General features: G+C 73.9%; 20 protein-coding genes. 12 read left to right on the top strand and 8 right to left on the bottom strand.

Annotated features, from left to right (window positions below):
• Positions 1-487: 487 nt before the first annotated feature.
• From ilvD to ACZ407_RS31620, 4 genes are all read right to left on the bottom strand, one after another.
• Positions 488-2,338: a dihydroxy-acid dehydratase gene (ilvD, locus tag ACZ407_RS31635; protein ID WP_468134350.1), complete on the bottom strand. Its 1,851-nt coding sequence runs from the start codon at positions 2,336-2,338 to the stop codon at positions 488-490.
• Between the two features lie 192 nt (positions 2,339-2,530).
• Positions 2,531-3,259 carry a TetR/AcrR family transcriptional regulator gene (locus ACZ407_RS31630; RefSeq protein WP_468134348.1) on the bottom strand — a complete coding sequence of 243 codons (729 nt, stop codon included), beginning with the start codon at positions 3,257-3,259 and terminating at the stop codon, positions 2,531-2,533.
• A gap of 119 nt (positions 3,260-3,378) precedes the next feature.
• Positions 3,379-4,212 carry a sugar phosphate isomerase/epimerase family protein gene (locus ACZ407_RS31625; protein ID WP_468134346.1) on the bottom strand — a complete coding sequence of 278 codons (834 nt, stop codon included), beginning with the start codon at positions 4,210-4,212 and terminating at the stop codon, positions 3,379-3,381.
• A gap of 213 nt (positions 4,213-4,425) precedes the next feature.
• Complete coding sequence (locus tag ACZ407_RS31620; RefSeq protein ID WP_468134344.1) at positions 4,426-5,352, bottom strand: Ppx/GppA family phosphatase; 927 nt, start codon at positions 5,350-5,352, stop codon at positions 4,426-4,428.
• A gap of 223 nt (positions 5,353-5,575) precedes the next feature.
• Between ACZ407_RS31620 and ACZ407_RS31615 the strand changes: the two genes are divergently transcribed.
• Complete coding sequence (locus ACZ407_RS31615) at positions 5,576-6,325, top strand: DUF3109 family protein (RefSeq protein ID WP_468134372.1); 750 nt, start codon at positions 5,576-5,578, stop codon at positions 6,323-6,325.
• A gap of 125 nt (positions 6,326-6,450) precedes the next feature.
• Here ACZ407_RS31615 and ACZ407_RS31610 read toward each other — a convergent pair whose 3' ends face one another.
• The gene (locus tag ACZ407_RS31610; RefSeq protein ID WP_468134342.1) at positions 6,451-8,352 is read right to left on the bottom strand and encodes a BACON domain-containing protein; all 1,902 of its coding nucleotides are present in this window, start codon (positions 8,350-8,352) and stop codon (positions 6,451-6,453) included.
• A 207-nt stretch (positions 8,353-8,559) separates the two neighbouring features.
• Here ACZ407_RS31610 and radA point away from each other — a divergent pair, with 207 nt between their 5' ends.
• The 3 genes from radA to ACZ407_RS31595 all read left to right on the top strand — a co-directional run bounded on the left by radA (position 8,560) and on the right by ACZ407_RS31595 (position 12,199).
• A complete protein-coding gene (gene radA, locus ACZ407_RS31605) occupies positions 8,560-10,002 on the top strand; it encodes a DNA repair protein RadA (protein WP_468134340.1) in 1,443 nt (480 codons plus the stop codon).
• A gap of 112 nt (positions 10,003-10,114) precedes the next feature.
• Complete coding sequence (gene disA, locus ACZ407_RS31600; protein ID WP_468134338.1) at positions 10,115-11,239, top strand: DNA integrity scanning diadenylate cyclase DisA; 1,125 nt, start codon at positions 10,115-10,117, stop codon at positions 11,237-11,239.
• Between the two features lie 288 nt (positions 11,240-11,527).
• Positions 11,528-12,199, top strand: coding sequence for a DUF4360 domain-containing protein (locus ACZ407_RS31595; RefSeq protein WP_468134336.1), 672 nt, complete (start codon positions 11,528-11,530; stop codon positions 12,197-12,199).
• A 63-nt stretch (positions 12,200-12,262) separates the two neighbouring features.
• Here ACZ407_RS31595 and ACZ407_RS31590 read toward each other — a convergent pair whose 3' ends face one another.
• The gene (locus ACZ407_RS31590) at positions 12,263-13,105 is read right to left on the bottom strand and encodes a hypothetical protein (RefSeq protein WP_468134334.1); all 843 of its coding nucleotides are present in this window, start codon (positions 13,103-13,105) and stop codon (positions 12,263-12,265) included.
• A gap of 191 nt (positions 13,106-13,296) precedes the next feature.
• On the opposite strand from ACZ407_RS31590, the gene ACZ407_RS31585 reads away from it, so the two are divergent.
• The 6 genes from ACZ407_RS31585 to cseC all read left to right on the top strand — a co-directional run bounded on the left by ACZ407_RS31585 (position 13,297) and on the right by cseC (position 18,286).
• Positions 13,297-13,902, top strand: coding sequence for a phosphatase PAP2 family protein (locus ACZ407_RS31585; RefSeq protein WP_468134332.1), 606 nt, complete (start codon positions 13,297-13,299; stop codon positions 13,900-13,902).
• A 28-nt stretch (positions 13,903-13,930) separates the two neighbouring features.
• Positions 13,931-14,905: an HhH-GPD family protein gene (locus tag ACZ407_RS31580; RefSeq protein ID WP_468134330.1), complete on the top strand. Its 975-nt coding sequence runs from the start codon at positions 13,931-13,933 to the stop codon at positions 14,903-14,905.
• 152 nt (positions 14,906-15,057) lie between these two features.
• Complete coding sequence (locus ACZ407_RS31575; RefSeq protein ID WP_226740914.1) at positions 15,058-15,618, top strand: SigE family RNA polymerase sigma factor; 561 nt, start codon at positions 15,058-15,060, stop codon at positions 15,616-15,618.
• 35 nt (positions 15,619-15,653) lie between these two features.
• Positions 15,654-16,265, top strand: a complete 612-nt coding sequence (locus ACZ407_RS31570; protein ID WP_468134327.1) for a hypothetical protein — start codon at positions 15,654-15,656, stop codon at positions 16,263-16,265.
• Between the two features lie 9 nt (positions 16,266-16,274).
• Complete coding sequence (gene cseB / locus ACZ407_RS31565) at positions 16,275-16,976, top strand: two-component system response regulator CseB (protein WP_468134325.1); 702 nt, start codon at positions 16,275-16,277, stop codon at positions 16,974-16,976.
• Complete coding sequence (cseC, locus tag ACZ407_RS31560; RefSeq protein WP_468134323.1) at positions 16,973-18,286, top strand: two-component system sensor histidine kinase CseC; 1,314 nt, start codon at positions 16,973-16,975, stop codon at positions 18,284-18,286. The genes cseB and cseC overlap by 4 nt, the downstream gene beginning before the upstream one ends.
• A 122-nt stretch (positions 18,287-18,408) precedes the next feature.
• On the opposite strand, the gene ACZ407_RS31555 is transcribed toward cseC, so the two are convergent.
• The gene (locus tag ACZ407_RS31555; protein WP_468134370.1) at positions 18,409-20,004 is read right to left on the bottom strand and encodes an MDR family MFS transporter; all 1,596 of its coding nucleotides are present in this window, start codon (positions 20,002-20,004) and stop codon (positions 18,409-18,411) included.
• A gap of 121 nt (positions 20,005-20,125) precedes the next feature.
• On the opposite strand from ACZ407_RS31555, the gene ACZ407_RS31550 reads away from it, so the two are divergent.
• The gene (locus tag ACZ407_RS31550) at positions 20,126-20,698 is read left to right on the top strand and encodes a TetR/AcrR family transcriptional regulator (protein ID WP_468134321.1); all 573 of its coding nucleotides are present in this window, start codon (positions 20,126-20,128) and stop codon (positions 20,696-20,698) included.
• A 20-nt stretch (positions 20,699-20,718) separates the two neighbouring features.
• On the opposite strand, the gene ACZ407_RS31545 is transcribed toward ACZ407_RS31550, so the two are convergent.
• Positions 20,719-21,417 carry a M23 family metallopeptidase gene (locus ACZ407_RS31545; RefSeq protein WP_468134319.1) on the bottom strand — a complete coding sequence of 233 codons (699 nt, stop codon included), beginning with the start codon at positions 21,415-21,417 and terminating at the stop codon, positions 20,719-20,721.
• A gap of 278 nt (positions 21,418-21,695) precedes the next feature.
• On the opposite strand from ACZ407_RS31545, the gene ACZ407_RS31540 reads away from it, so the two are divergent.
• Entirely contained in the window at positions 21,696-24,872 is a 3,177-nt protein-coding gene (locus ACZ407_RS31540) for an NACHT domain-containing protein (RefSeq protein WP_468134317.1), read from the top strand.
• Positions 24,873-24,946 lie beyond the last annotated feature (74 nt).

Genomic DNA, 24,946 nt, shown 5'->3' with positions numbered 1-24,946 from the left:
CCCCCGAAACCCACCACCAGGCCACACCCACACCAACAGCCAGCAGGCCACGCCTCCACCACCCGCCAGAGGCCACACCCTCACACCCGGCAGCAGGCCATGTCTTCACCAGCGGCCGGGGGGCACACTCCAGCCCCGCCGGCGCTTGAGGCGCGGGGGTCCGGGGGCAGCGCCCCCGAAACCCACCACCAGGCCACACCCACACCAACAGCCAGCAGGCCACGCCTCCACCACCCGCCAGAGGCCACACCCTCACACCCGGCAGCAGCCCGCGCCTTCACCAGCGGCCGGGGGGCACACTCCAGCCCCGCCGGCGCTTGAGGCGCGGGGGTCCGGGGGCAGCGCCCCCGAAACCCACCACCAGGCCGCACCCTCACCAACAGCCAAGGGCCACCCCCCAGCCCCGCCGGCGCCTGAGGCGCAGGAGCCCGGGGGCAGCGCCCCCGAAACCGAGGCGCAGGGGCACGGGGGCGGCGCCCCCGAGGGGTCAGGGCAGCTTGGAGACGTCGCGGACTGCGCCCTTGTCCGCGCTCGTGGCCATCGCCGCGTACGCACGCAGCGCCGCGGACACCGTCCGTTCGCGGTTCTTCGGGGCGTACACGCCCCCCAGTGCCTCGCGGCGGGCCGCCAGCGTGGCGTCGTCCACGAGGAGGTCGATGGAGCGGTTCGGGATGTCGATGCGGATGCGGTCGCCGTCCTCGACGAGGGCGATGGTGCCGCCGGAGGCCGCCTCCGGGGAGGCGTGGCCGATGGACAGGCCCGAGGTGCCGCCGGAGAAGCGGCCGTCGGTCACCAGGGCGCAGGTCTTGCCGAGGCCGCGGCCCTTGAGGAACGAGGTCGGGTAGAGCATCTCCTGCATGCCGGGGCCGCCCTTGGGGCCCTCGTAGCGGATGACGACCACGTCGCCGGGCTTGACCTGCTTGGAGAGGATCTTCTCGACCGCCTCGTCCTGGGATTCGCAGACCACGGCCGGGCCCTCGAAGGTCCAGATGGACTCGTCGACCCCGGCGGTCTTCACGACGCAGCCGTCCACGGCGATGTTGCCGCGCAGGACCGCGAGGCCGCCGTCCTTGGAGTACGCGTGCTCGACCGAGCGGATGCAGCCGTTCTCGGCGTCGAGGTCGAGGGTGTCCCAGCGTTCGGACTGGGAGAAGGCGGTGGCGGAGCGCTTGCAGCCGGGGGCCGCGTGCCACAGCTCCAGGGCCTCGGCGGAGGCGGTGCCGGAGCGGGCGTCCCACGTGCCGAGCCAGTCGTCGAGGTTCTCGGAGTGGACGGACGTGACGTCCTTGTTGAGGAGCCCGCCGCGGTGCAGCTCGCCGAGGATGGCGGGGATGCCGCCGGCGCGGTGCACGTCCTCCATGTAGTACGTACCGCCGGGGGCGACGTTCGGGGCGACCTTGGCCAGGCAGGGCACCCGGCGGGAGACCTCGTCGATGTCCTTGAGGTCGTAGTCGAGGCCCGCCTCCTGGGCGGCGGCCAGCAGGTGCAGGATCGTGTTGGTGGAGCCGCCCATGGCGATGTCGAGGGCCATGGCGTTCTCGAAGGCCTGGCGGGTGGCGATGTTGCGCGGCAGGACGGACTCGTCGCCGTCCTCGTAGTAGCGCTTGGTGATCTCGACGACGGTGCGGCCGGCGTCCTCGTACAGGGCGCGGCGGGCGGTGTGGGTGGCGAGGACCGAGCCGTTGCCGGGGAGGGCCAGGCCGATGGCCTCGGCGAGGCAGTTCATCGAGTTGGCGGTGAACATGCCGGAACAGGAGCCGCAGGTGGGGCAGGCGTTCTCCTCGATGCGGAGGATGTCCTCGTCCGAGACGTTCTCGTTGACCGCGTCGACGATGGCGTTGACGAGGTCGAGCTTGCGGACGGTGCCGTCGACGAGGGTGGCCTGGCCGGCCTCCATGGGGCCGCCGGAGACGAAGACCACGGGGATGTTCAGGCGCATCGCGGCCATGAGCATGCCGGGGGTGATCTTGTCGCAGTTGGAGATGCAGATCAGGGCGTCGGCGCAGTGGGCCTCGACCATGTACTCGACGCTGTCCGCGATGAGGTCGCGGGAGGGCAGGGAGTACAGCATCCCGGCGTGGCCCATGGCGATGCCGTCGTCCACGGCGATCGTGTTGAACTCGCGCGGGATGGCGCCGGCGGCGCGGATGGCGTCGGAGACGATGCGGCCGACGGGTGCCAGGTGGGTGTGGCCGGGGACGAACTCGGTGAAGGAGTTGGCGACGGCGACGATCGGCTTCCCGATGTCCTCGCTCGCTACGCCCGAGGCGCGCATCAGGGCGCGCGCGCCCGCCATGTTGCGGCCGTGGGTGACGGTGCGGGACCGGAGCTCGGGCATCGGGTTACTCCCCAGGAGACACGGATCTGACGGTTACGAGCCTACGCCCGCACTCCAAGATCTGGACAGTCTGTCCGTATCGCGGGATGGCCGGGTCAGACTGCGGTCAGCCTGCCGGTCAGGCCCGGTCAGCGTCGGTCGGCCTCCGTCAGTCCCCGGTCAGTCCCCGGTCAGCCCCCGGTCAGCCCCCGGTCAGCCCTCGGTCAGGTAGCGCTGGAGGGTGGGGGCGACCATCGCCACGATCTGCTCCGGGTCGGCAGACGCGAGGGGCTCGACCTGGACCACGTACCGCAGGACGGCGATGCCGATCATGTGGGAGGCGGCGAGCTCGGCGCGGAAGGTGGGGTCCGGTACGTCGAGGTCGGCGGCCACCCGCTCCAGCACGCGGCGCAGCACCAGGCGCCGGAGCACCTTGGCGGCGGCCTCGTGGGTGAGGGCCGAACGGATGACGGCGAGCAGCGGGGCCCGGGTGGCGGGGTTCTCCCAGACGGCGAGGAAGTAGCGCGCGAGGCGCTCGCCGACGCCGTCCGGGCCCTGGCCGAGGACGGCCGGCACGAGCAGGGCGGGCTCGATGCTCACCTCGACGGCGGCCTCGAACACCTCTTCCTTGGTGCCGAAGTAGTGGTGGACCAGGGCCGGGTCCACGCCCGCGGCCTTGGCGATGCCGCGTACGGAGGTCTTGTCGTACCCGCGGGCGGCGAACTCCTCGCGGGCGGCGAGCCGGATCTGCTCCTGGAGGCCGCCGGGCGCGCTCTCGGCCTCGGCCCGGGAGGGGCGGCCGCGCCCGCGGCGGGGGCGGGCGGGCGCGGCGGAGGGCTCGGCGCGGGGCGGCTCGGGGGAGGTGGCCGGCTCGGCGCGGGGCGGCTCGGCAGGGGCGGCCGGCTCGCGGGCCGCTGCCGGGGTGTCCCCGGACCCGGGCACGGTGTCCCCGTTCCCGGCCGACGTGGTGCCGCTCCCCGGAACCGTGTCTCCGTTCCCCGGCCGGGTGCCCCCGTCCCCCCGCGGCGTGGCGCCGGCGGGCCCGTCCGTGTGCGTGCCGCTCACGGTCGGCGGACCCGCGGGGTGTGCAGGGCGGCGGCGAGGTGTTCGCGGGTGAAGGCGAGGGCCTCGGCGAGGTCGGCCTCGCGCTCGGCGGCGGACATCGCGCGGCGGGTGTTGACCTCGATGACCACGTGCCCGTCGAAGCCGCCGAGGGCGAGCCGGTGCAGCAGCTCGGCGCAGGGCTGGGTGCCGCGGCCGGGCACGAGGTGCTCGTCCTTGGCGGAGCCGTTGCCGTCGGCGAGGTGGACGTGGGCCAGCCGGTCGCCCATCCGGTCGATCATCGCGGTGGCGTCGGTGCGCGCGGTGGCGGTGTGCGAGAGGTCCACCGTGAAGTGCCGGTAGTCGTCCTTGGTGACGTCCCATTCGGGGGCGTACGCGAGCATCTCGCGGTCCCGGTAGCGCCACGGGTACATGTTCTCCACGGCGAACCTGACGTCGGTCTCGTCGGCCATCCGCCAGATGCCCTCGACGAACTCCCGCGCGTACTGGCGCTGCCAGCGGAACGGCGGGTGCACGACCACCGTGGACGCCCCGAGCCGCTCGGCGGCCGACCGGGCCCGCTCCAGCTTGGTCCACGGGTCGGTGGACCAGACCCGCTGGGTGATGAGCAGGCAGGGCGCGTGCACGGCCAGGATCGGGACCCCGTGGTAGTCGGACAGCCGGCGCAGGGCCTCGACGTCCTGGCTGACGGGATCCGTCCAGACCATGACCTCGACCCCGTCGTACCCGAGGCGCGCGGCGATCTCGAAGGCCGTCGCCGTCGACTCCGGATACACCGAGGCCGTGGAGAGGGCGACCTTCGCACCCGGAACGCGCACCGCTGGATCTGCCACGGGGACAGGGTACGGGGCGGTCCCGGCCTGCGTGCGGGGACGGGTGCCGGCGTCCTGAACCGGTCCGTGCGCGGGGTCCGTACGCCGGGTTCCTGCGCCCCGCTCCGTGCACCGGTCCGTGCGCGGGGTCCGTACGCCAGGTTCCTGCCCCCGGTCCCTGCGCCCGGTCCCTGCGCCTCGCCCCCGTGCGCGGGGGTCCCGGCGCGCAGGACGCTACGGCAGGTGGTCGAGGCGGCGCAGGATGATGCCCTCGCGCAGGGCCCACGGGCAGATCTCCAGGTCGTCGACCCCGTACAGGTCCATCGCCGCCTCCGCCACCAGCGCGCCTGCCAGCAGCTGCCCGGCCCGGCCCTCGGAAACCCCCGGCAGGGCCGCGCGCTCGGCGGTGGTCATCGCGGCCAGCCGGGGCACCCACTCCTCCAGGGCCTTGCGGCTGAGTTCCCGCTGTACGTAGAGGCCCTCGGCGGAGCGCGCGGCGCCGGCGATCCTGGCGAGCTGCTTGAAGGTCTTGGAGGTCGCCACCACGTGGTCGGGCGCCCCGAAGCGGCTGAACTCGCCGACGGTACGGGCGATCTGCGCCCGCGCATGCCGGCGCAGGGCCCGCACGTCGTCCGGGTCGGCGGGGTCCCCGGGCAGCCAGCCGGCGGTGAGCCGGCCCGCGCCGAGCGGCAGGGAGACGGCCGCGTCGGGCTCCTCGTCGATGCCGAAGGCGACTTCCAGGGAGCCGCCGCCGATGTCGAGGACCAGCAGCCGGCCGGCCGACCAGCCGAACCAGCGGCGCACGGCGAGGAAGGTGAGGCGGGCCTCCTCCGAGCCGCTGAGCACCTGGAGCTCGATGCCGGTCTCCTGCCGGACCCGCTCCAGGACCTCGTCGGCGTTGGTGGCCTCGCGGACCGCGGAGGTGGCGAACGGCAGGACCTCTTCGCAGCCCTTGTCCTCGGCCGCCTGGGCCGCGCCGGCGATCACTCCGACGAGCTTGTCGATCCCCTCGGGGCCGATGGCCCCGTCGGCGTCGAGCAGTTCGGCCAGGCGCAGTTCCGCCTTGTGCGAGTGCGCGGGCAGTGGGCGCGCACCCGGGTGCGCATCCACTGCCAGCAGATGGATCGTGTTCGAACCCACATCAAGGACACCGAGTCTCATGTACGGAACGCTACTGCGCCTTTGCGGAAACACCCGCCTCTCCGGGGGTAACGGAGGGGTTCCGCCCGCTTAGGCTTGGGATGTGCCCAACACGAAGAAGGCCGAGCAGGCGAAGCCGGCCAAGGCCGGGAAGGCCGCCGGCAAGGCCGGAAAGGCCAAGACCGGCAGGACCGGCAAGGCTGCCAAGGTCGACAAGGCCGCCAAGGCCGGAAGGAAGCAGGTCGTGAGCGACGAGGTGGGGATCGACTTCCCGCGCGCGTGGGTGGAGTTCCCGGACCCGGAGGACGAGGAGCAGGTCTTCCGCTGCGACCTGACCTGGCTGACCTCCCGCTGGACGTGCATCTTTGGCAGCGGCTGCCAGGGCATCCGTGCCGGCCGCGCCGACGACGGCTGCTGCACGCTGGGCGCGCACTTCTCCGACGAGGACGACGAGAAGCGGGTCGCCGGGCACGTGGCGCGGCTGACGCCCGAGCTGTGGCAGTTCCACGACGTGGGCACCTCCACCGGCTGGGTCCAGAAGGACGAGGACGGGGAGCGGCAGACCCGGCGCTGGGAGGGCTCGTGCATCTTCCAGAACCGCCCCGGGTTCGCGGGCGGCGCGGGCTGCTCCCTGCACATCCTGGCCCTGCGCGAGGGGCGGGAGCCGCTGGAGACCAAGCCGGACGTGTGCTGGCAGCTGCCGATCCGGCGGACGTACGACTGGATCGACCGGCCGGACGACACGCGGGTGCTGCAGGTGTCGATCGGCGAGTACGACCGGCGCGGGTGGGGGCCCGGCGGGCACGATCTGCACTGGTGGTGCACGTCGGCCACGTCTGCGCACGGGGCGGGGGAGCCGGTGTACGTGTCGTACCGGGCGGAGCTGACGGAGCTGATGGGGGCGGGCGGGTACGGGAAGCTGGTCGAGCTGTGCGAGCAGCGGCTGGCCTCGCTCCTGCCCATGGCCCCCCACCCGGCCGACCCCACCCCCTGACTCCGCCTCCGGACCCCCCGGTCCTCAATCGCCGGACGGGCTGGATCTGCCCCGGCCCCGAACTCACCTGCGGAGCAGACCCAAGCCCCGCCAGGGGGTACCTCCCAGCCCCGCCGGGGCAGGGCCTAGTCCGGGGGCGGGGTCGGGGACGGGTCCGTGGGGGGTGGGGTTTCGGGGGGCGAAGGGGTCGGAGAAACCGTTTCTTCGGGGGGTGACGGGGTCGGGGTCGGGGTGGGGGTCGGCGGGACCGTCGGGGTCGGGCTGGACGGCTGGGCCGGGGTCGGAAGGGTCGGGCGGGTCGGCTCCGGCGGGTTCTTGCCGCGGCCCTCGACCGAGATCACCGCGCCCCCGGGGTCCACCCCGATCCGCGCCGTCCAGTACCCCGCCGGCTCCCCCCGCCGATCGACGGTGATCCGTACGATGAACGTTTCGCCAGGCTCCAGCACCCCCGAGCTCCGGCTCGCCCACAGCCACGGCGCGTCGGACCACAGCTGCCAGGCCACCGGCGAGCCGCCGGACGCCTTGAGGGTGACGAGGGTGGTGCCGCCCTGGGACACGGCCTCGATGGTGAGCCGGCCGGGACCCTTCGTGCCGGGCGCGGTGGGCTCCGCGGGGGCGCCCGTGCTGATGACCTCGACGTGCACGTCCGGGTTCTGCCCGCCCGCCGCGAACCGCCCGTCGGGCCGGCTGCGCGCATTGCCCGTGTTCTCGTAGGCCGCGTACGGGCCGCCGGCCGCGCGCGCCTGCCGCTCGTCCTCGCTCGCGGAGATCCGGATGGCTCCGGGCGCCCCCTCGCCGGTGACGGGGGCGCCGCGGTAGGCGGCCCACAGGGCGAGGACCGGTGCGGCGACCACCGTGGCCACCACGGTGGTGGTGACGGCGCGGGCCCGGAGCCGGTCCCGGCGGGCCGCCCGGTCGCGGGGGTCCATGGGGAAGCCGGCGCGGTCGAACCGGGGGCCGCCGGACCGGGCCTTGGGGACCCGGGCGCGGGCCAGGTGCACGGCGGACCGCGGGGCGGTGACGAGGGGCAGGCTGACGGCCCCGATGCCGCCGGACCCGGGCCAGGGGCTGCCGAGGCCGACGCGTTCGGCGGCCCGGCGACATCGCGGGCAGTCGTCCACGTGCCGGACCAGTTCGGCGCGCAGGGCGGTGGACAGCAGCACCTGGCTGTCTCCGGTGAGGCGGGAGACCTGCGGGCAGTCGCCGGTTTCGACCACGGCGAGGGCGGCCCGGGTGCGTTCGACCTCGCAGGCCGCGGCGGCGAGCAGCTCGCGGGCGGTGGCGGGGGCCGTGCCGAGCACGGCGGCCACTTCCGTGACCGCGAGGTGGTGGCGTACGGCGAGCTCCAGGGCCTCGCGCTGCTCGGGCGTGGTGCCGGCCGCCTCCGGCCAGGCGAGCCGGGCCAACTCGGCCTGCCGGATGGCGGCTCCGGGATCGGTCTCGGGATCGGGGCCGGGGCCGGAATCGGGGAAGGGGCCGGGGTAGGGACCGAGTCCGGAACCGGAACCGGAACCGGGAACGGGACCCTGGCCGGCGCCACGGATTTCGTCCGGGCCCACCCGGCCCGCTGCGCCCCCACCGCCGCCTCCGGCTCCGGCCGCGGCCGCCCCTCCGACACCTCCGGGCCCTGGCCCGGCACCCGGCGCACTCACGGGCATCGGCACGGTGTCGTGCGCCGGAGCGTGCTCCGGCGTGCGCCGGGCGGTGTGCGCTCCCGGGCGGGTGCGCCGCGGTTCCGCGAGCCGGCGCAGGCAGGCCCAGCGGGCCAGGGCGTAGAGCCAGGCGCGGTGCCCGGCGGGGTCCCGGGGGCTGCGCCCGGCCTGCCGTTCCGCCACGGCGAGCACGTCCGCGAGCACGTCGGTGGCCGCGTCGTGGTCGCACAGCACCGACAGGCAGTAGGTGAAGAGGCCGTCCAGGTACGGCTCGTGGCGGGCGGACGGCGGCTGCTCCGCGCCGCGGGGCGCACGCCCGTGCGCCCGGTGTGCGCCGGTGCTCGGCGCGGGCTGCCCCTGGCTGCTGCTTGTCACTCCGTGACCGTAGGGGCCGGGCAAGCGACGCTCCGGAAGCCTTGAGGAGTTTTAACCCTTACGGGTGAACAGATCACACGAAGCCGGACAAGGCCGTTGACCGCGCGTGGACCTGGCGTGACCCGGGCCCCGCGCCGGCCCCTCCCGTCCTCCCCCACCCGCCCGCGCCCGCGGCCGCTGTCGGTGCCGCCCGCTACCGTGTCCGGCATGGCTGCCCGTACATCCCGTTCATCCGCCAAGGACCGGCCGTCCTACCGCTGCACCGAGTGCGGCTGGACCACGGCCAAGTGGCTCGGCCGCTGCCCCGAGTGCCAGGCCTGGGGGACGGTCGAGGAGCAGGGCGTGGTGGCCGTGCGCACCACCGCGGCCGGCCGGGTGAGCGCGGCCGCCCTGCCGATCGCGCAGGTGGACGGGCGCCAGGCCACCGCGCGGTCCACGGGGGTGGACGAACTGGACCGGGTGCTCGGCGGCGGGCTGGTGCCGGGAGCCGTGGTCCTGCTCGCGGGCGAGCCGGGCGTGGGCAAGTCCACCCTGCTGCTGGACGTGGCGGCCAAGGCGGCGAGCGAGCAGCACCGGACCCTCTACGTGACCGGCGAGGAGTCCGCCTCCCAGGTGCGGCTGCGCGCCGACCGGATCAAGGCGCTCGACGACCACCTCTACCTGGCCGCGGAGACGGACCTGTCGGTGGTGCTGGGGCACCTGGACGAGGTCAAGCCCTCCCTGCTCGTCCTGGACTCGGTGCAGACCGTCGCCTCCCCCGAGATCGACGGCGCCCCCGGCGGCATGGCGCAGGTCCGCGAGGTGGCGGGGGCGCTGATCCGGGCCTCGAAGGAGCGCGGGATGTCCACCCTCCTGGTGGGCCACGTGACGAAGGACGGGGCGATCGCCGGTCCCCGGCTGCTGGAGCACCTGGTGGACGTGGTGCTGCACTTCGAGGGCGACCGGCACGCCCGGCTGCGGCTGGTCCGCGGGGTGAAGAACCGGTACGGGGCCACCGACGAGGTGGGCTGCTTCGAGCTGCACGACGAGGGGATCACCGGGCTGGCGGACCCGAGCGGGCTGTTCCTGACCCGGCGGGCGGAGCCGGTGCCGGGCACCTGCCTGACGGTGACCCTGGAGGGTCGGCGGCCGCTGGTGGCGGAGGTGCAGGCGCTGACCGTGGACTCGCAGATCCCCTCGCCCCGCCGCACCACCTCCGGCCTGGAGACCTCCCGGGTCTCGATGATGCTGGCGGTACTGGAGCAGCGCGGCCGGATCAGCGCACTCGGCAAGCGGGACATCTACAGCGCGACGGTGGGCGGGGTGAAGCTGTCCGAGCCGGCCGCCGACCTGGCGGTCGCGCTGGCGCTGGCCTCGGCGGCGAGCGACACCCCGCTGCCCAAGAACCTCGTCGCGATCGGCGAGGTGGGGCTGGCGGGCGAGGTCCGCCGGGTCACCGGGGTGCAGCGGCGGCTCGCGGAGGCGCACCGGCTGGGGTTCACACATGCACTCGTACCGGGCGATCCGGGCAAGGTCCCGCCGGGGATGAAGGTCGTGGAAGTGGCGGACATCGGGGAGGCCCTGCGGGTGCTCCCCCGCAGGCCGGCCCGCGGAAGGAGTGCTTCCGCAGAGGGTGCCGCGGACGGATCCGCGGGGTCCGGACACCGGTAGCCACCACGGAGGCACAGCGGGCGCCGGTAGACTTTGTGCTGGTCCGCCCGCCCGCAAGCACGCCCTGGTGCCCCCGGCGCCGGGTGGCGCAACCCGCGACCGGAGGAGTGCAGTGGCAGCCAAGGACGGGGCAGCAGCATCCGGGAAGTCCGGCGCGAGCTCCAAGCACGAGGCCCTGATGCGTGCTTCGCTGAGCGCCGTCGCCCCTGGTCAGGCCCTGCGCGACGGCCTTGAGCGGATCGTCCGCGGCAACACCGGCGGCTTGATCGTCCTGGGCATGGACAAGACCGTCGAGGCCATGTGCACCGGCGGTTTCGTGCTCGACGTGGAGTTCACCGCGACCCGGCTGCGCGAGCTGTGCAAGCTCGACGGAGCCCTCATCCTCGACAAGGACATCACCAAGATCCTGCGGGCCGGCGTGCAGCTGGTGCCCGACGCGTCGATCCCGACCGAGGAGACCGGCACCCGGCACCGCACCGCGGACCGCGTGTCCAAGCAGTGCGGCTTCCCGGTGGTGTCGGTCTCGCAGTCGATGCGCCTGATCGCCCTGTACGTGGACGGCGAGCGCCGGGTGCTGGAGGAGTCGGGCGCGATCCTGTCCCGCGCGAACCAGGCCCTGGCCACCCTGGAGCGCTACAAGCTCCGCCTGGACGAGGTCGCCGGCACCCTGTCGGCGCTGGAGATCGAGGACCTGGTGACGGTCCGCGACGTCACGGCGGTCGCGCAGCGGCTGGAGATGGTGCGCCGGATCGCCACCGAGATCGCGGAGTACGTGGTCGAGCTCGGCACCGACGGCCGGCTGCTGTCGCTCCAGCTGGACGAGCTGACGGTCGGCATCGAGCAGGAGCGCGAGCTGGTCATCCGCGACTACGTGCCGGAGCCGACGGCGAAGCGTTCCCGCACGGTGGACGAGGCGCTGGCCGAGCTGGACTCGCTCACCCACGCCGAGCTGCTGGACCTGCCCATCGTGGCGCGGGGGCTGGGGTACACGGGTGCGCCCGAGACCCTCGACTCGGCCATCTCCCCGCGCGGTTACCGGCTGCTGGCGAAGGTGCCGCGGCTGCCGGGCGCGATCATCGAGCGGCTGGTGGAGCACTTCGGCGGGCTGCAGAAGCTGCTCGCGGCGAGCGTGGACGACCTGCAGACGGTCGACGGCGTCGGCGAGGCGCGCGCCCGCAGCGTCCGCGAGGGCCTGTCCCGGCTCGCGGAGTCCTCGATCCTGGAGCGGTACGTCTGACCCCGGGGCGGTACGTCTGACCCCGGGACGGTACGCCTGACCCCGGGACGGTACGCCTGTACCCGGGGTCGTACGCCTGCCCCCGGGGCTCCTCTGATCACGGCCCGCCCGGTCCCCTGATCCCCACGCGCCCGGTCCCCGGCCCCTCTGATCCATTCCGGGGCTTTGCGGAGTCCGCCCGGGCGGCCTCCCCCTTCCTCACCCTCCGCGTCGTTACGATCGCGCGTCGTCACGGCCTGGCCGGCGTACGGGTCCGGCGGGCCGCGCTCTGCGATCGGAAGGACCCCCATGCTCAAGAAGGCGTTGACCGGCGGCGCGGGTGCAGTGCTCGTGGCCGCCGCGCTGTGTCCCGGGGCGGGAGCGGCGGCGGCTGCGGCCCCGGTCCCGGCCCCCGCACCCACCGGGCAGATCACCATCGACGTGGCCCAGGTGAACGGCTCGGGCTGCCGCCCGGGCAGCGCCTCGGTGTCCGTGGCGCCCGACAACACCGCGTTCACGGTCACGTACAGCGAGTACCTGGCCCAGGTGGGCAAGGACGCCAAGGCCACCGACTTCCGCAAGAACTGCCAGCTCGGGCTGCGCGTGAACGTCCCGCAGGGGTTCACGTACGCCATCGCGCAGGCGGACTACCGCGGCTTCGCGAGCCTCCAGTCGGGGGCCTCCGCCACCCAGCAGGCCGGCTACTACTTCCAGGGCATGTCCCAGACCGTCCGCAAGAGCCACACCCTGCGCGGGCCACTGGAGGGCAACTGGCAGGCGACGGACCGGGTGGGCGTGGAGGCGCTGGAGTTCGCCCCGTGCGGTTCCCAGCGCGACTTCAACATCAACACCGAGCTGCGGGTGAGTGCCGGGACCTCCGACACCGTGAACAGCACCAGCTTCGTGGCGATGGACTCGACCGACGCGAGCTTCAAGACCGTCTACCACTTCGCGTGGAAGGAGTGCCCGGCCCGACGCTGACGGGCGGGGGGAGCCGGGGGACTTGGGCCGGATGCGGCCCGAGTCCCCCGCCCTGTGTCCGGATCAGTCGCGGTCGAGCCGGAAGGAGGCCCGGAGGTCGGGCAGTCCGGGGGCCTTGACCTCGACGAGGTAGGTGCCGGGGGCCGCTTCGCCGGACGGCGGGGTGGCGCACCGGTCGGCGGCGCTCCCCTTGCGGTTCCACTCCAGGCTGTGGGTGATGGAGGACTTCGCGGGCACCCGGAAGTACACGCTGCCCGGGCCGGCGGGGCAGTGCGCCGAGGACCACAGGGGCTTGTCGGCGTCGGTCCCGGTGATGGTCAGCACGGCGGTGCGGGGGCCGAGGTCCACCTTGCAGGTGGTCCCGGAGGTGTTGGTGGCGACGAGGTCGAACCGGGGCCGGTCGCCCGGCTCGTAGGCGATCTGCGCGCTCTCGACCTTCCACTGCACCGCGCCGGGGGCGCAGGTGGGCAGCGGGGAGTCCGCCGGGACCCGGGTGCCGCCGCCGGCGGGGGCCCCGCCGGGGTCGCCGTTCTTGCCGCTGCCGGGCTCGCCGGCCGCGCCCGTGTCCCCGCCGGTCCCGGCGTCGGTTCCGGTGCCGGCGTCGGTGCCGCCGTGGTCCCCGCCGGTGCCCGCGCCGCCGCTGCCGCTGCCGCTGCCCGACTCGTCGCGGCCGCCCGGGTATTGGCTGATCGCCGAACCGGAGGGGTTGGGGCCGGGGGTGATCGCCCCGCCCGACTCCTGCCCGCGGCCGGGGCCCTTGGCATCGGAAACGCCCTTGCCGCCATCGGAACTGACGGCCCATACGGCGAGAATGGCGAGGAGCGCCCCGACGGACGCGAGGACGGCCCTCCGGCGCCAGTAGATGGAGGAGGGGAGCGGTCCGACCGGATTGCGCAGTGATCCCACGGGGGGAACTTTACGAGAGATCGGCCGCCGATCCGTGCCCACCCGCCGTACGGGGCACGTGTTTTGCCGATCATCATCCCGCCCGGGCTTCGGTCCGCAGGTGCCGCCGCTCGGGCCCCCGCTCAAGCGGAAGCGGAATCACGCCAATCTTTTGATCCTTTGATTACTTCGATTTACGTAGGCTCTCTCGGATGGACACCTCTGCCCTGTACCGCGATGTCACCGAGTTCGCCCACCGCACCCCGGGGTGGGTCCAAGGGTTCGTCGAGGTGTGGACCGAAGCCGGACTGCTGCTGTTCGGGGCCCTGTTCGTCCACCTGTGGTGGCAGGCGCGCCGACTGGACGACCGGGCGGCCGCCCTCGCGGTCCTCGCCCCGCTGGCGACGGCCCTCGGGTACGCGGCCTCGGAGGGGCTGAAGTCCGTGGTCCAGGAGGAGCGCCCGTGCCGGGCGGTGGCCGGGGCGCTGGCCCCGCTGGTGGACTGCCCGGTGCCGGGGGACTGGTCCTTCCCGAGCAACCACTCGGCGATCGCGGGGGCCGCCGCGGTCGCGCTGGCGCTGACCGTGGGCCGGCTGGCGCTGCTGACCGTGCCGATGGCCCTGCTGATGGCGTTCTCCCGGGTGTTCGTGGGCGTGCACTACCCGCACGACGTGGCGATGGGCCTGCTGCTGGGCGCTTCGGTCGCCGCGCTCGGGATGGTGCTGGCGGCCGGTCCGGCGAGCCGGATCATCCGCTCGGTCCGCGAGGGCGGGGCCGCCGGCGCCGTCTGGTTCACCGGTCCGGGCCCCGCGCGCTGAGCCCGAAACGTGCCAGGATGCAGATGCCATGACTGCTACGCCTGCCACCCCCGCGCCCCTCGACGCTCCCCCGGCCGCCGGCTCCCCGGCCGCCCCGGAACCGGGCGTCCCCGCCGACCCCGGCGCCCTGCACGAGTCCGTCGTCGCCTGGTTCGACGAGAACGCCCGGGACCTGCCCTGGCGCCGCCCCGAGGCGGGGCCCTGGGGGGTCATGGTCAGCGAGTTCATGCTCCAGCAGACCCCGGTCGCCCGGGTGCTGCCGGTGTACGAGCAGTGGCTGGCCCGCTGGCCCCGCCCGGCCGACCTGGCCGCGGAGGCCCCCGGCGAGGCGGTCCGGGCCTGGGGCCGGCTGGGCTATCCCCGGCGCGCCCTGCGGCTGCACGGCGCGGCGGTGGCCATAACGGAGCGGCACGGCGGCGACGTGCCCCGCGAACACGGCCAGCTGCTGGCGCTGCCGGGGATCGGCGAGTACACGGCCGCGGCCGTGGCCTCGTTCGCGTACGGGCAGCGGCACGCGGTCCTCGACACGAACGTCCGCCGGGTCTTCGCCCGGGTGGCCACCGGCACCGAGTACCCGCCGAACGCGACGACCGCCGCCGAACGCCGGCTGGCCCGCGCCCTGCTGCCGGAAGACGAGCCGACCGCGGCCCGCTGGGCCGCCGCCTCCATGGAGCTCGGCGCCCTGGTGTGCACGGCCAAGAGCCCGGACTGCGTCCGCTGCCCGGTCGCCGGCCGCTGCGCCTGGCGGCTGGCGGGCAAGCCCGCGCACGACGGGCCGCCGCGCCGGGGCCAGACGTACGCGGGCACCGACCGGCAGGTCCGCGGGAAGCTGCTGGCGGTGCTGCGCGAGGCCTTGGGGCCGGTGCCGCAGTCCGTGCTGGACGCCGTGTGGGACGAGCCGGTGCAGCGGGCCCGGGCCCTGGACGGCCTGGTCGCCGACGGGCTGGTGGAACCGCTGGCGGGCGGGCTGTACCGGCTGCCGCTGGGCCGGCCCGTGGGCTGAAACGGTTCCCGGCCGCCGGGGACTGTTACACAACCTATGGATGTCCGTGCGTCCGCCGAGGTCTGGCCCGCACAGCCTCGTGACAACGCCTCCGTACCTTCGAATCCGTAAGCAACCACGGGGATGCGGTAACGGAACGGAGGCGGTCTGAGATGGCGCACGGCGAGGTGCTCGAGTTCGAAGAGTACGTCCGCACCCGTCAGGACGCGCTGCTGCGCAGCGCCCGACGCCTGGTTCCGGACCCGGTGGACGCGCAGGACCTGCTCCAGACCGCACTGGTCCGGACCTACGGCCGCTGGGACGGCATCGCGGACAAGGCCCTTGCCGACGCCTACCTGCGCCGTGTCATGATCAACACGCGTACCGAGTGGTGGCGCGCCCGCAAGCTGGAAGAGGTCCCGACCGAGCAGCTGCCCGACGCGAGCGTCGAGGACGGCGCCGAGCAGCGCGCCGACCGCGCCCTGCTGATGGACATACTCGGCGTGCTGGCGCCCAAGCAGCGCAGCGTGGTCGTGCTGCGACACTGGGAGCAGATGAGCACCGAGGAGACGGCCACGGCGCTCGGAATGTCGGCAGGTACCGTGAAGAGCACGCTGCACCGGGCGCTGGCCAGGCTCCGCCAGGAGCTGGAGAGCCGGAACCTCGACATGCGGGCTCTGGAGCGCGGCGACCACAACGTTCGTCACGAGGGGCGGGAGCGGTGCGCGGCCTGAGCGGCAGACGCCTCGGCAGAGGCTCTCTCACTGCGATGTCGGCGGGGACCCTGGTCCTCGCCGGCTCCGTGCTGTTCATGGTCGCCTGCTCTTCCGGGGGTGCCGGGCTGAAGGACGAGGGTCCGGCCCGGTCGGAGCAGGCGGCGAAGGCGCTTCCGAGCCCGGTGTCCTCCCCCACGCCGGAGTTCAAGCGGGTGGACGCGGTCGCGCTGGTCAAGGCGGATCCCAAGGTGAGCGCCGAGGTCAAGCGGGACCTGAAGCCGTGCGTCGGCAAGGAGTACCCGGTGGACGTGACGTACGGGCGGGTGACGGGGAACTCCGCGGACGACGTGGTCGTCAACGTGCTGTCCTGTGCCGACGCGGTCGGCGTGGGCTCGTACGTGTACCGGCTGGAGGGCGGCTCGTACCAGAATGTCTTCGCGGACGAGCAGCCTCCGGTCTATGCCGAGATCGACCGGGGCGACCTCGTGGTGACCAAGCCCGTGTACGGCAAGAGCGACGCGATCGCGTACCCCTCGGGTGAAGACGTGATCACGTACCGGTGGACGGGGGACAAGTTCACCGAGCACGACCGCGTGCACACGGACTACAGCAACACGGCCGACGGCGGGGGCCAGCCCGCCCCGGCCATCACAGGGAAGAACTGAGGCAGGCGGATGGCCGAGACCCATGTGCTGTTTGTGGAGGACGACGACGTCATCCGGGAGGCCACGACCCTCGCGCTGGAACGCGACGGGTTCGTGGTCACCGCCATGCCCGACGGGCTGTCCGGCCTGGAGTCCTTCCGTGCGGACCGGCCGGACATCGCCCTGCTGGACGTGATGGTCCCCGGCATGGACGGGGTCAGCCTCTGCCGGCGGATCCGCGACGAGTCCACCGTGCCCGTCATCATGCTGTCCGCCCGGGCGGACTCGATCGACGTGGTCCTCGGTCTGGAGGCGGGCGCGGACGACTACGTGACCAAGCCCTTCGACGGGGCGGTGCTCGTGGCCCGCATCCGCGCGGTGCTGCGCCGCTTCGGGCACGCCGGGGCGCACGGGGCGGGTGCCGAGGAGGAGCCGGCGGGCGAGCGCGGGGTGCTGACCTTCGGCGAGCTGGAGGTGGACACCGAGGGCATGGAGGTCCGCCGCGGCGGTGCGCCGGTGGCCCTGACCCCGACCGAGATGCGGCTGCTGCTGGAGTTCTCGACCGCCCCGGGCACCGTGCTGAGCCGGGACCGGCTGCTGGAGCGGGTCTGGGACTACGACTGGGGCGGCGACACCCGCGTGGTGGACGTCCACGTGCAGCGGCTGCGTACGAAGATCGGACAGGACCGGATCGAGACGGTCCGGGGCTTCGGATACAAGCTCAAGGGATGAAGCGGTTCACCCTGCGCACGGGAATCCGCTGGAAGATCAGTTTCGCCATCGCCGCCGTGGGGGCGCTGATCGCCACGGCGCTGAGCCTCGTGGTGCACAACGCCGCGCGGGTCTCGATGCTCGAAAGCGCCCGCGAGGTCCAGATGGAGCGGGTCCAGTTCATCTCCCGCAGCGCCGAGATCACGAAGAAGCCCCCCATCTGGGCCAAGCTCAACGACCCCGACCTGCCCCAGGAGCTGCGGGACAAGGCCCGGTCGGGCCGTCGCGGCTCCTTCGTGCAGGAGCACCGCAACGCGGCCCCCGAGGTGTGGGCCGCGGTGCCGCTGAACAACGGGCAGATCCTGTCCGTGCACACCAGCTTCACCATGAACGCCAACATGATGAAGGACCTGGACCAGGCGCTGATCGCGGGCTCGCTCGCGGTGGTCGTCGCCGGGTCCGCCCTCGGCGTGCTCATCGGCGGGCAGATCTCCCGGCGGCTGCGCAAGGCCGCGGCGGCAGCGGGCAAGGTGGCCCAGGGCAACACCGACGTACGGGTACGGGAGGCGGTCGGCGGGGTGGTCCGCGACGAGACGGACGACCTGGCGCGGGCGGTCGACGCGATGGCGGCGGCGCTCCAGCAGCGGCTGGAGGCCGAGCGGCGGGTCACCGCGGACATCGCGCACGAGCTGCGCACCCCGGTCACCGGCCTGCTGACGGCGGCCGAGCTGCTGCCCCCGGGCCGGCCGACCGAGCTGGTGCGGGACCGGGCCCAGGCGATGCGCGTGCTGGTCGAGGACGTGCTGGAGGTGGCCCGGCTGGACGGCGCCTCGGAGCGGGCGGAGCTCCAGGAGATCGCCCTGGGCGAGTTCGTCGCCCGCCGGGTGGCCACGCTGATGCCGGACGCGACGGTGCGGATCGTCGCGGACGAGATCGTGGCCACCGATCCGCGGCGGCTGGAGCGGATCCTCGGCAACCTGCTGGCCAACGCGGCCCGCTACGGCAAGCCTCCGGTGGAGGTGGACGTGGAGGGCCGGGTGGTGCGGGTCCGCGACCACGGGCCGGGCTTCCCGGAGGCGCTGCTGCGCGAGGGCCCGAGCCGGTTCCGCACCGGGTCCTCGGACCGGGCGGGCGTGGGCCACGGGCTGGGCCTGACGATCGCGGCGGGCCAGGCGCGGGTGCTGGGCGCCCGGCTGACCTTCCGCAACGTGGCGGCGCCGGGCGGGATCGAGCGGCAGGGGGCCTCGGCGGGCGCGGTGGCGGTGCTGTGGCTGCCGGAGCACGCACCGACGAGCACGGGGAGCTTCCCGATCGTGCAACTGCCGCAGTAGCGGGAGCGGTACGGGCGCTGCGCACGCGGTGCCCGGACGTGCGGTGCCCGGACACGCGGAAGGGGCGCCCGCCGGTGGCGGGCACCCCTTCCGCTGCTCTGCTGCTGCCGGGCCGGGCCGGATCAGCCGACGAGCGAGGACTCCGAAGCGGACTGCGTGCCCGGCCCGGCCTGCTGCGACTCCGCGGGCTGCGGCCCGGCGCCCCGCAGCGGGACCTCCTTGACGAACCAGGCCGCCGCGAAGCCGAGCACCGCGATCGCCGCGGCCAGCAGGAAGGCCGCGTGCGTGCCCGCGGCCACCGCGTGCTGGTACGCCTCGCGGACCGCCTCGGGCAGCTTCGCCAGGCTCGCGGCGTCCAGCTGGGCCGAGGCGCCGGTGGCGTCGGCGCCGGCCGCGCCGAGCCGGTCGGTCATGGTGTCCTGCACCTGGCTGGTGAACAGCGAGCCCATGAGGGCCACGCCGAAGGAGCCGCCGAGGGTGCGGAAGAGGGTGGACGAGGACGAGGCCACGCCCATGTCCTTCATCTCCACGCTGTTCTGCGCGACCAGCATGGTGATCTGCATCAGGAAGCCGAGGCCGGCGCCGAGCACCGCCATGTAGATCCCGGAGACCAGCCGGGTGGTGCCGGTGTCCATCTGCGCCAGCAGGAACATGCCCGCGACCATCAGCGCGCCGCCCGCGATCGGGAAGGCCTTGTACTTGCCGCTGCTGGTGGTGATGCGGCCCGCGATCAGGGAGGCGACCATCATCGACAGGAGCATCGGGAGCAGCAGCAGGCCGGAGTTGGTGGCCGAGGCGCCCTGGACGGACTGCTGGAACAGCGGGAGGTAGAGCACGCCGCCGAACATGCCGAAGCCGGTCAGGAAGCCGATCACCGACATGAGGCTGAAGTTGCGGCTGCGGAAGATGTGCAGCGGGATGACCGGCTCGGCCGCCCGCGTCTCCGCGAACAGGAAGGCGGCGGTGGACACGGCGCCGACCGCGATCAGGCCGATGATCTGGGCGGAGCCCCAGGCGTACTCGGTGCCGCCCCAGGTGGTGACGAGGACGGTGGAGGTGATGGCGACGGTCAGCAGGGCCGCGCCCAGGTAGTCGATCTTCGCCTGGACCTTCTTCTTCGGCAGGTGCAGCACCGCGGTGACCATGGCCAGCGCGACCGCGCCGAGCGGCAGGTTGATGTAGAAGGACCAGCGCCAGCCCATGTGGTCGGTGATCGTGCCGCCGACGAGGGGGCCGCCGATCATGGCGAGCGCCATGACGCCGGCCATCATGCCCTGGTACTTGCCGCGCTCGCGGGGCGGGATGAGGTCGCCGATGATCGCCATGACGCCGACCATCAGACCGCCGGCGCCGAGGCCCTGGATGGCGCGGAAGCCGATGAGCTGGCCCATGTCCTGGGCCATGCCGCTGAGTGCGGAGCCGATCAGGAAGATCACGATCGAGGTGAGGAAGGCGCCCTTGCGCCCGTACATGTCACCGATCTTGCCCCAGATGGGGGTGGAGGCGGCCGTGGCCAGGGTGTAGGCGGTGACCACCCAGGACAGGTGCTCCATGCCGCCGAGGTCGCCGACGATCGTCGGCATCGCCGTACCGATGATCATGTTGTCCAGCATGGCGAGCAGCATGGCGATCATCAGCGCCATGAGCACGACCCGCACGCTGCGCGGCTGCGGTGGCGCCGCTTCTTCCTTCCCCGCCACTGCTCCGGTCCCCGTCATCTCACTCACGTCCCGCTCCCCTGGCACTTACTTGCCGCCCGGCTAGTTCACTACAATGGGGACGGTAGACCCCTAACTTGCCGGGCGTCAAGTAAGTAATTTCGGGACTCGGGAGAGAGACATGTCCAGCAGCACTCCGCAGCGCCGCGGCAACACGCGGCAGCGCATTCAGGACGTGGCCCTGGCGCTCTTCGCCGAGCAGGGGTACGAGAAGACCTCGCTGCGGGAGATCGCGGAGCGGCTGGAGGTCACCAAGGCGGCCCTCTACTACCACTTCAAGACCAAGGAAGAGATCCTGGTCAGCGTCTTCGAGGACAAGACCCGGCCCATCGACGAGCTGATCGAGTGGGCCCGGGCGCAGCCGGCCACCCTGGAGACCAAGCAGGAGATGCTGCGCCGCTACAGCAGCGCGATGGTCTCGGGCGCCCAGCTCTACCGCTTCATGCAGGAGAACCAGGCCACGATGCGCGAGCTCAGCATCGGGGAGACGGTCAGGCGGCGGCTGTTCACGATGGTCGAGCTGCTGCGCAAGCCGGACGCTCCGCTGGCCGACCAGGTCCGCTGCGTCAGCGCCCTGTTCACGCTGCACGCGGGGATGCTCTTCCTCCAGCAGGTCGAAGGCGACCCCGAGGAGACCCGGCAGGCCGCCCTCGAAGTCGCCATCGATCTGATCACGCAGGCGCACCACGCCTGAGGCGCACCGCCGGGGAGGCGTCAGACGGTGACGCCCTCGGCGCGCAGGAAGGCCACCGGGTTGATCGCGGACCCGTAGTTCGGGGTGGTGCGGATCTCGAAGTGCAGGTGCGGGCCGGTGGAGTTGCCGGTGTTGCCCGACAGGGCGATCCGCTGGTCGGTGCCGACCTTCTGGCCGATCCGGACCAGGACCTTGGAGAGGTGCGCGTACTGGGAGTACGTGCCGTTGGCGTGCTTGATCACGATGGCGTTGCCGTACGCCGGGCCGTCGCCCGCGCCGTTCGGGCCGGCCTTGACCACGACGCCGGAGTGCACGGCCTTGACCGGGGTGCCGACGGGGACGGCGAAGTCCTGGCCGGAGTGCTTGCTCGCCCAGCGGGCCCCGCTGTTGCCGAAGGTCGCGGTCAGCGTGTAGCGGTCGACCGGGTCGGCCCACGCGGCGGCCTTGGCGGCCTTCGCCTTCGCGGCCTTCGCCTTGGCCTCGGCCTTCGCCTTGGCGGCCAGGTCGGCGGCCTTGGCCTGGGCGGCGGCCTGCGCGGCCACCAGACCGGCCGGGCCGGACAGGGCGGCGCGGGCGTCGGCGACGGCCACGGTGTCCGCGGCGAGCGCGTGGCCGGCGGCGCCGAACACCATCACGGCCCCGAGGCCGGCTGCCGCGACGGCGGTGCGGCGGCGGAGGGCGGACGGCAGGAGGCGGCCGGTACGAGCGCTCTGGGACATGCGGAACCAATCTCGGGGCAACGGGGGCTCGTCTTTGGTAACCCGCACCCGGCGGACTTCCCAAACCACCCTCTTACTACCGAAGCTCGTAGAAACCGGCCGGGAATACCACGGCATTGCGGGCCATCACCCTCGGTCGGAGGTCTCCGGGCACCCTCCCGGGATCTACTAGAATTTCTAGTACGTCCGTTTTGTTCTGTGCGGCTTGTCACCGCCGGGGACCTTCGCCTGTCCGATTCGGGACCAAAGACCCGGAACCGCCGCTACGCTCGGCCGTCGTGGACCCCACCCTGATCGGCATCCGGCTCACGTCGAGCGCCCTGGCGCCACTGATCAAGAGGCTGTTCCGCCCCGAGCTCCCGGGAGCCGGGCTGGTGGACCGGCCCGTGCGCATCTCCTCGTACGTCTCCCTCAAGGAGAAGCGCGTCCTCGGCGAGCCCGAGCTGCGGCGGCTCGCCGCGGGGCTCGTCGCCCGGGCCCTGGAGGCACCCGGGGAACGGCCGCTCCCCGAGGGCGAGGGGCCCGCCGTGGTCGAAGCCCTCACCCGGACCCTGCACGCCCTCGGCGACCTCGGCCTCACCGACGTCCAGGCCGTGGAGCTCGGCGCCGAGCAGCTGGCCAGGCGGCTGCAGGCCGCCGCGGGCGACCCCGGGCTCTCCCGGGACGCAGGCTATTTCCACGAGCGGCTGCTCGGCACCGTCTGCCTGCACGTCCTGGAGTTCTTCACCCGGCGCTCCACCTTCGTGGCCGCCACCCTCGTCCACCAGACCCGCCGCCAGGCCGAGGCCATCGCCAGGATCGACGAGCTGATCGCCCGGATCCCCCGCCAGGACGCCCGCGACACCGCCTTCGAGCGCCGCTACCTCGCGTACGTGGCCCAGCGGCACGCCACCCTCACCATCTACGGCATCGACCTGCCCCCGGGCTCCGCGAAATGGCCGCTGGACGCCGCCTACATGAGCCTGGAGGGCATCGACCGGGGCCCCGGCCGCGGGCCCGGCGGCCCTGCCGCTCGCAGCCCCGCCGGTGGCGGCCCCGCCGAAGACGGCCCGGGCCGGGCCCGCCCGCTGCGCGCCGTGCCCGACCCCGGCGCGGCCCCCGTGCCCGCCGCGGACCCGGTGCCCGCGCGCCCGCGCATCCTCCCCGCCGACCAGGCCCTCGGCGAGCACGAGCGGGTGCTCCTGCGCGGCGAGGCCGGCTCCGGGAAGACCACCCTCGTGCAGTGGCTCGCCGTCCGCGCCGCCGGGCCGGTGCCCGCCGCCCCCCTCGGCTACCTGCGCGACCTGGTCCCGTACGTCCTCCCCCTGCGCACCCTCGCCCGGCACGGCGGGCGGCTGCCCGAGCCCCGGGCCTTCCTCTCCGCCGTCGGCTCCCCGCTGGCCGGGGCCCAGCCCGAGGGCTGGGAGACGCGGGTCCTGGACGCGGGCCGCGCGCTGGTGCTGGTGGACGGCCTGGACGAGATCCCCGAGGCGGAACGAGCCGAGGCCAGGGAATGGCTGGGCGGGCTGATCGCCGCGTACCCCGGCAACCGCTGGCTGGTCACCACCCGGCCCGCCGCGGTCCACGAGGACTGGCTCACCGACGAGGGCTTCAGCGAACTGGTCCTCGCCCCGATGACCGCCGCGGACGTGGCCGGCTTCATCGGCCGCTGGCACACCGCCGCCGCCACCGGCGACCCCCGCGCGGACGCCGGCCTCCGCGAGCTCGAAGCCCGGCTGCGGGACTCCGTGCGCGCCAAGGCCGATCTGGGGCGGCTGGCGACCAACCCGCTCATGTGCGGGCTGATCTGCGCCCTGCACCGGGAGCGCCGCGGCTTCCTGCCGACGGGCCGTCACGACCTGTACGCGGCCGCCCTGTCGATGCTGCTGACCCGCCGCGACCGGGAGCGCCGCGTCGCTGCCGCCGTGGAGCTGCGCGAGGAGCCCCAACTCCAACTGCTCCAGCGGCCGGCCTACTGGCTGATCCGCAACGGCCGGACCGAGATGGCCCGGGAGCGGGCCGAGACCCTCATCGGCGAGGCCCTGCCCTCGGTCCGGGAGGCGGCGGCCGTCTTCGCCGACGGCCGCGCCGCGTACGCCCACTTCCTCGCCCGCAGCGGACTGCTGCGCGAACCCGTCCCCGGCACGGTCGAGTTCGTACACCGCACCTTCCAGGACTTCCTGGGCGCCCGGGCCGCCGTGGACGAGGGCGGCTTCGGGGAACTCGCCGCGCACGCGGGCGACGACCAGTGGGAGGACGTGATCCGGATGGCCGTGGCCCAGGCCCGGCCCCGGGAACGCGCCGAGCTGATCCGGGCCCTCCTCGCCGACGAGGGCACCCGGGCCACCCTGCTCGCCTTCGCCTGCCTGGAGTACGCGGCCGAGCTGGACCCGGCCGTACGCGAGGAGGCGGAGCGGCGGGCGGCCCGGCTGATCCCCCCGGCGGACGAGCAGCAGGCCATGCGGCTCGCTCAGGCCGGGCCGCTGGTCCTGGACCTGCTGCCGGGGCCGGAGGACGTCGGGTCGGAAGCGGCCCGGAACACGGTCCTCACCGCCGTGCACGTGGGCACCGCCCGCGCGATCGGCTTCCTGTCCCGCTTCTGCACCCACCCCGACCTCGGCGTCCGGGGGCTGCTGCTGTCCTCGTGGCGCCTGTTCGACCCGTCCGCGTACGGGGACGAGATCATCGCCCGGGTGCCGGCCGGGGACCTGAGCATCTCGGTCTCCTCCGACGAGCAGCTGGCGGTGCTGGGCCGGCTGCCCCTGCCCCCCGTACGGCTGAGGGTGGAGCAGGCGGTGTCCGCGGAGGCCCTGCACGCCTATGCCGCGGGCCACCGGATCCGCGGCCTGTCGATGCGCGGGGACGCGGCCCCCGCGGACCTGTCGTTCCTCCGCGGGCAGACGGAGCTGGAAGCGGTCGAGCTGAGCCGCTGCGAGGCCCTGCGGAGCCTGCACGGCCTGGAGGGGCTCCCCGTGCAGCAGGTGTTCCTCACGGCCCACGGCACCCCGGCCGGACTGGAGGTGCTGGCCGCCCTGCCGCGGCTGCGGGGGCTGAGCCTGGGACTCGACGGCGGCTCCTGGTCCCTGGCCGAGCTGGGCCCCGGGACCTCGCTGGAATGGCTGAACCTGATCCGGACCCGGCTCGTGGACGGCCTCGCCGGACTGGAGCGGCACCGCGGGCTGCGCCTGCTCTACCTCTCACGGGGCTCCGGCCCGAGCACCGCGGAGGACTGGCGGCGCCTCGCGTCCCTGCCCGCCCTGCGGGAGCTGGAGCTGCCGGCGGGGGCCCTGCGGTGCGCGCCCGAGGGGCTGGAGCTGCCGCCGCTGCGGCGGCTCTACCTCAACCACCTCCTGGCCGAGGATCCCGTGCTGCGGCGGGTCCCCCGCCTGTTCCCGGGTCTGACGGACCTCTACGTCGTCAACGGCCAGACCTCGGAGGTCCTGCTGCCCCGGTCGATCACCGTGCACCGGATGTAGGCGGGTGAACGGAAAAGGGGCGGCCCCGGAACCCACAGGTTCCGGGGCCGCCCCTGGTGCCGTCCGGCTGGGCC

Source organism: Streptomyces sp. NPDC030809 (genome assembly GCF_055572195.1).
The sequence above is the reverse complement of the archived record's forward strand: the minus strand, read 5'-3'. Positions and strand labels throughout refer to the sequence as shown.

What these genes read in the sequence shown, in the direction of transcription:
- ilvD (WP_468134350.1), bottom strand. Translation starts at nt 2,338, where the DNA reads ATGCCCGAGCTCCGGTCCCGCACCGTCACCCACGGCCGCAACATGGCG.
- ACZ407_RS31620 (WP_468134344.1), bottom strand. Translation starts at nt 5,352, where the DNA reads ATGAGACTCGGTGTCCTTGATGTGGGTTCGAACACGATCCATCTGCTG.
- radA (WP_468134340.1), top strand. Translation starts at nt 8,560, where the DNA reads ATGGCTGCCCGTACATCCCGTTCATCCGCCAAGGACCGGCCGTCCTAC.
- ACZ407_RS31595 (WP_468134336.1), top strand. Translation starts at nt 11,528, where the DNA reads ATGCTCAAGAAGGCGTTGACCGGCGGCGCGGGTGCAGTGCTCGTGGCC.
- ACZ407_RS31585 (WP_468134332.1), top strand. Translation starts at nt 13,297, where the DNA reads ATGGACACCTCTGCCCTGTACCGCGATGTCACCGAGTTCGCCCACCGC.
- ACZ407_RS31580 (WP_468134330.1), top strand. Translation starts at nt 13,931, where the DNA reads ATGACTGCTACGCCTGCCACCCCCGCGCCCCTCGACGCTCCCCCGGCC.
- ACZ407_RS31575 (WP_226740914.1), top strand. Translation starts at nt 15,058, where the DNA reads ATGGCGCACGGCGAGGTGCTCGAGTTCGAAGAGTACGTCCGCACCCGT.
- ACZ407_RS31570 (WP_468134327.1), top strand. Translation starts at nt 15,654, where the DNA reads ATGTCGGCGGGGACCCTGGTCCTCGCCGGCTCCGTGCTGTTCATGGTC.
- cseB (WP_468134325.1), top strand. Translation starts at nt 16,275, where the DNA reads ATGGCCGAGACCCATGTGCTGTTTGTGGAGGACGACGACGTCATCCGG.
- cseC (WP_468134323.1), top strand. Translation starts at nt 16,973, where the DNA reads ATGAAGCGGTTCACCCTGCGCACGGGAATCCGCTGGAAGATCAGTTTC.
- ACZ407_RS31555 (WP_468134370.1), bottom strand. Translation starts at nt 20,004, where the DNA reads ATGACGGGGACCGGAGCAGTGGCGGGGAAGGAAGAAGCGGCGCCACCG.
- ACZ407_RS31550 (WP_468134321.1), top strand. Translation starts at nt 20,126, where the DNA reads ATGTCCAGCAGCACTCCGCAGCGCCGCGGCAACACGCGGCAGCGCATT.
- ACZ407_RS31545 (WP_468134319.1), bottom strand. Translation starts at nt 21,417, where the DNA reads ATGTCCCAGAGCGCTCGTACCGGCCGCCTCCTGCCGTCCGCCCTCCGC.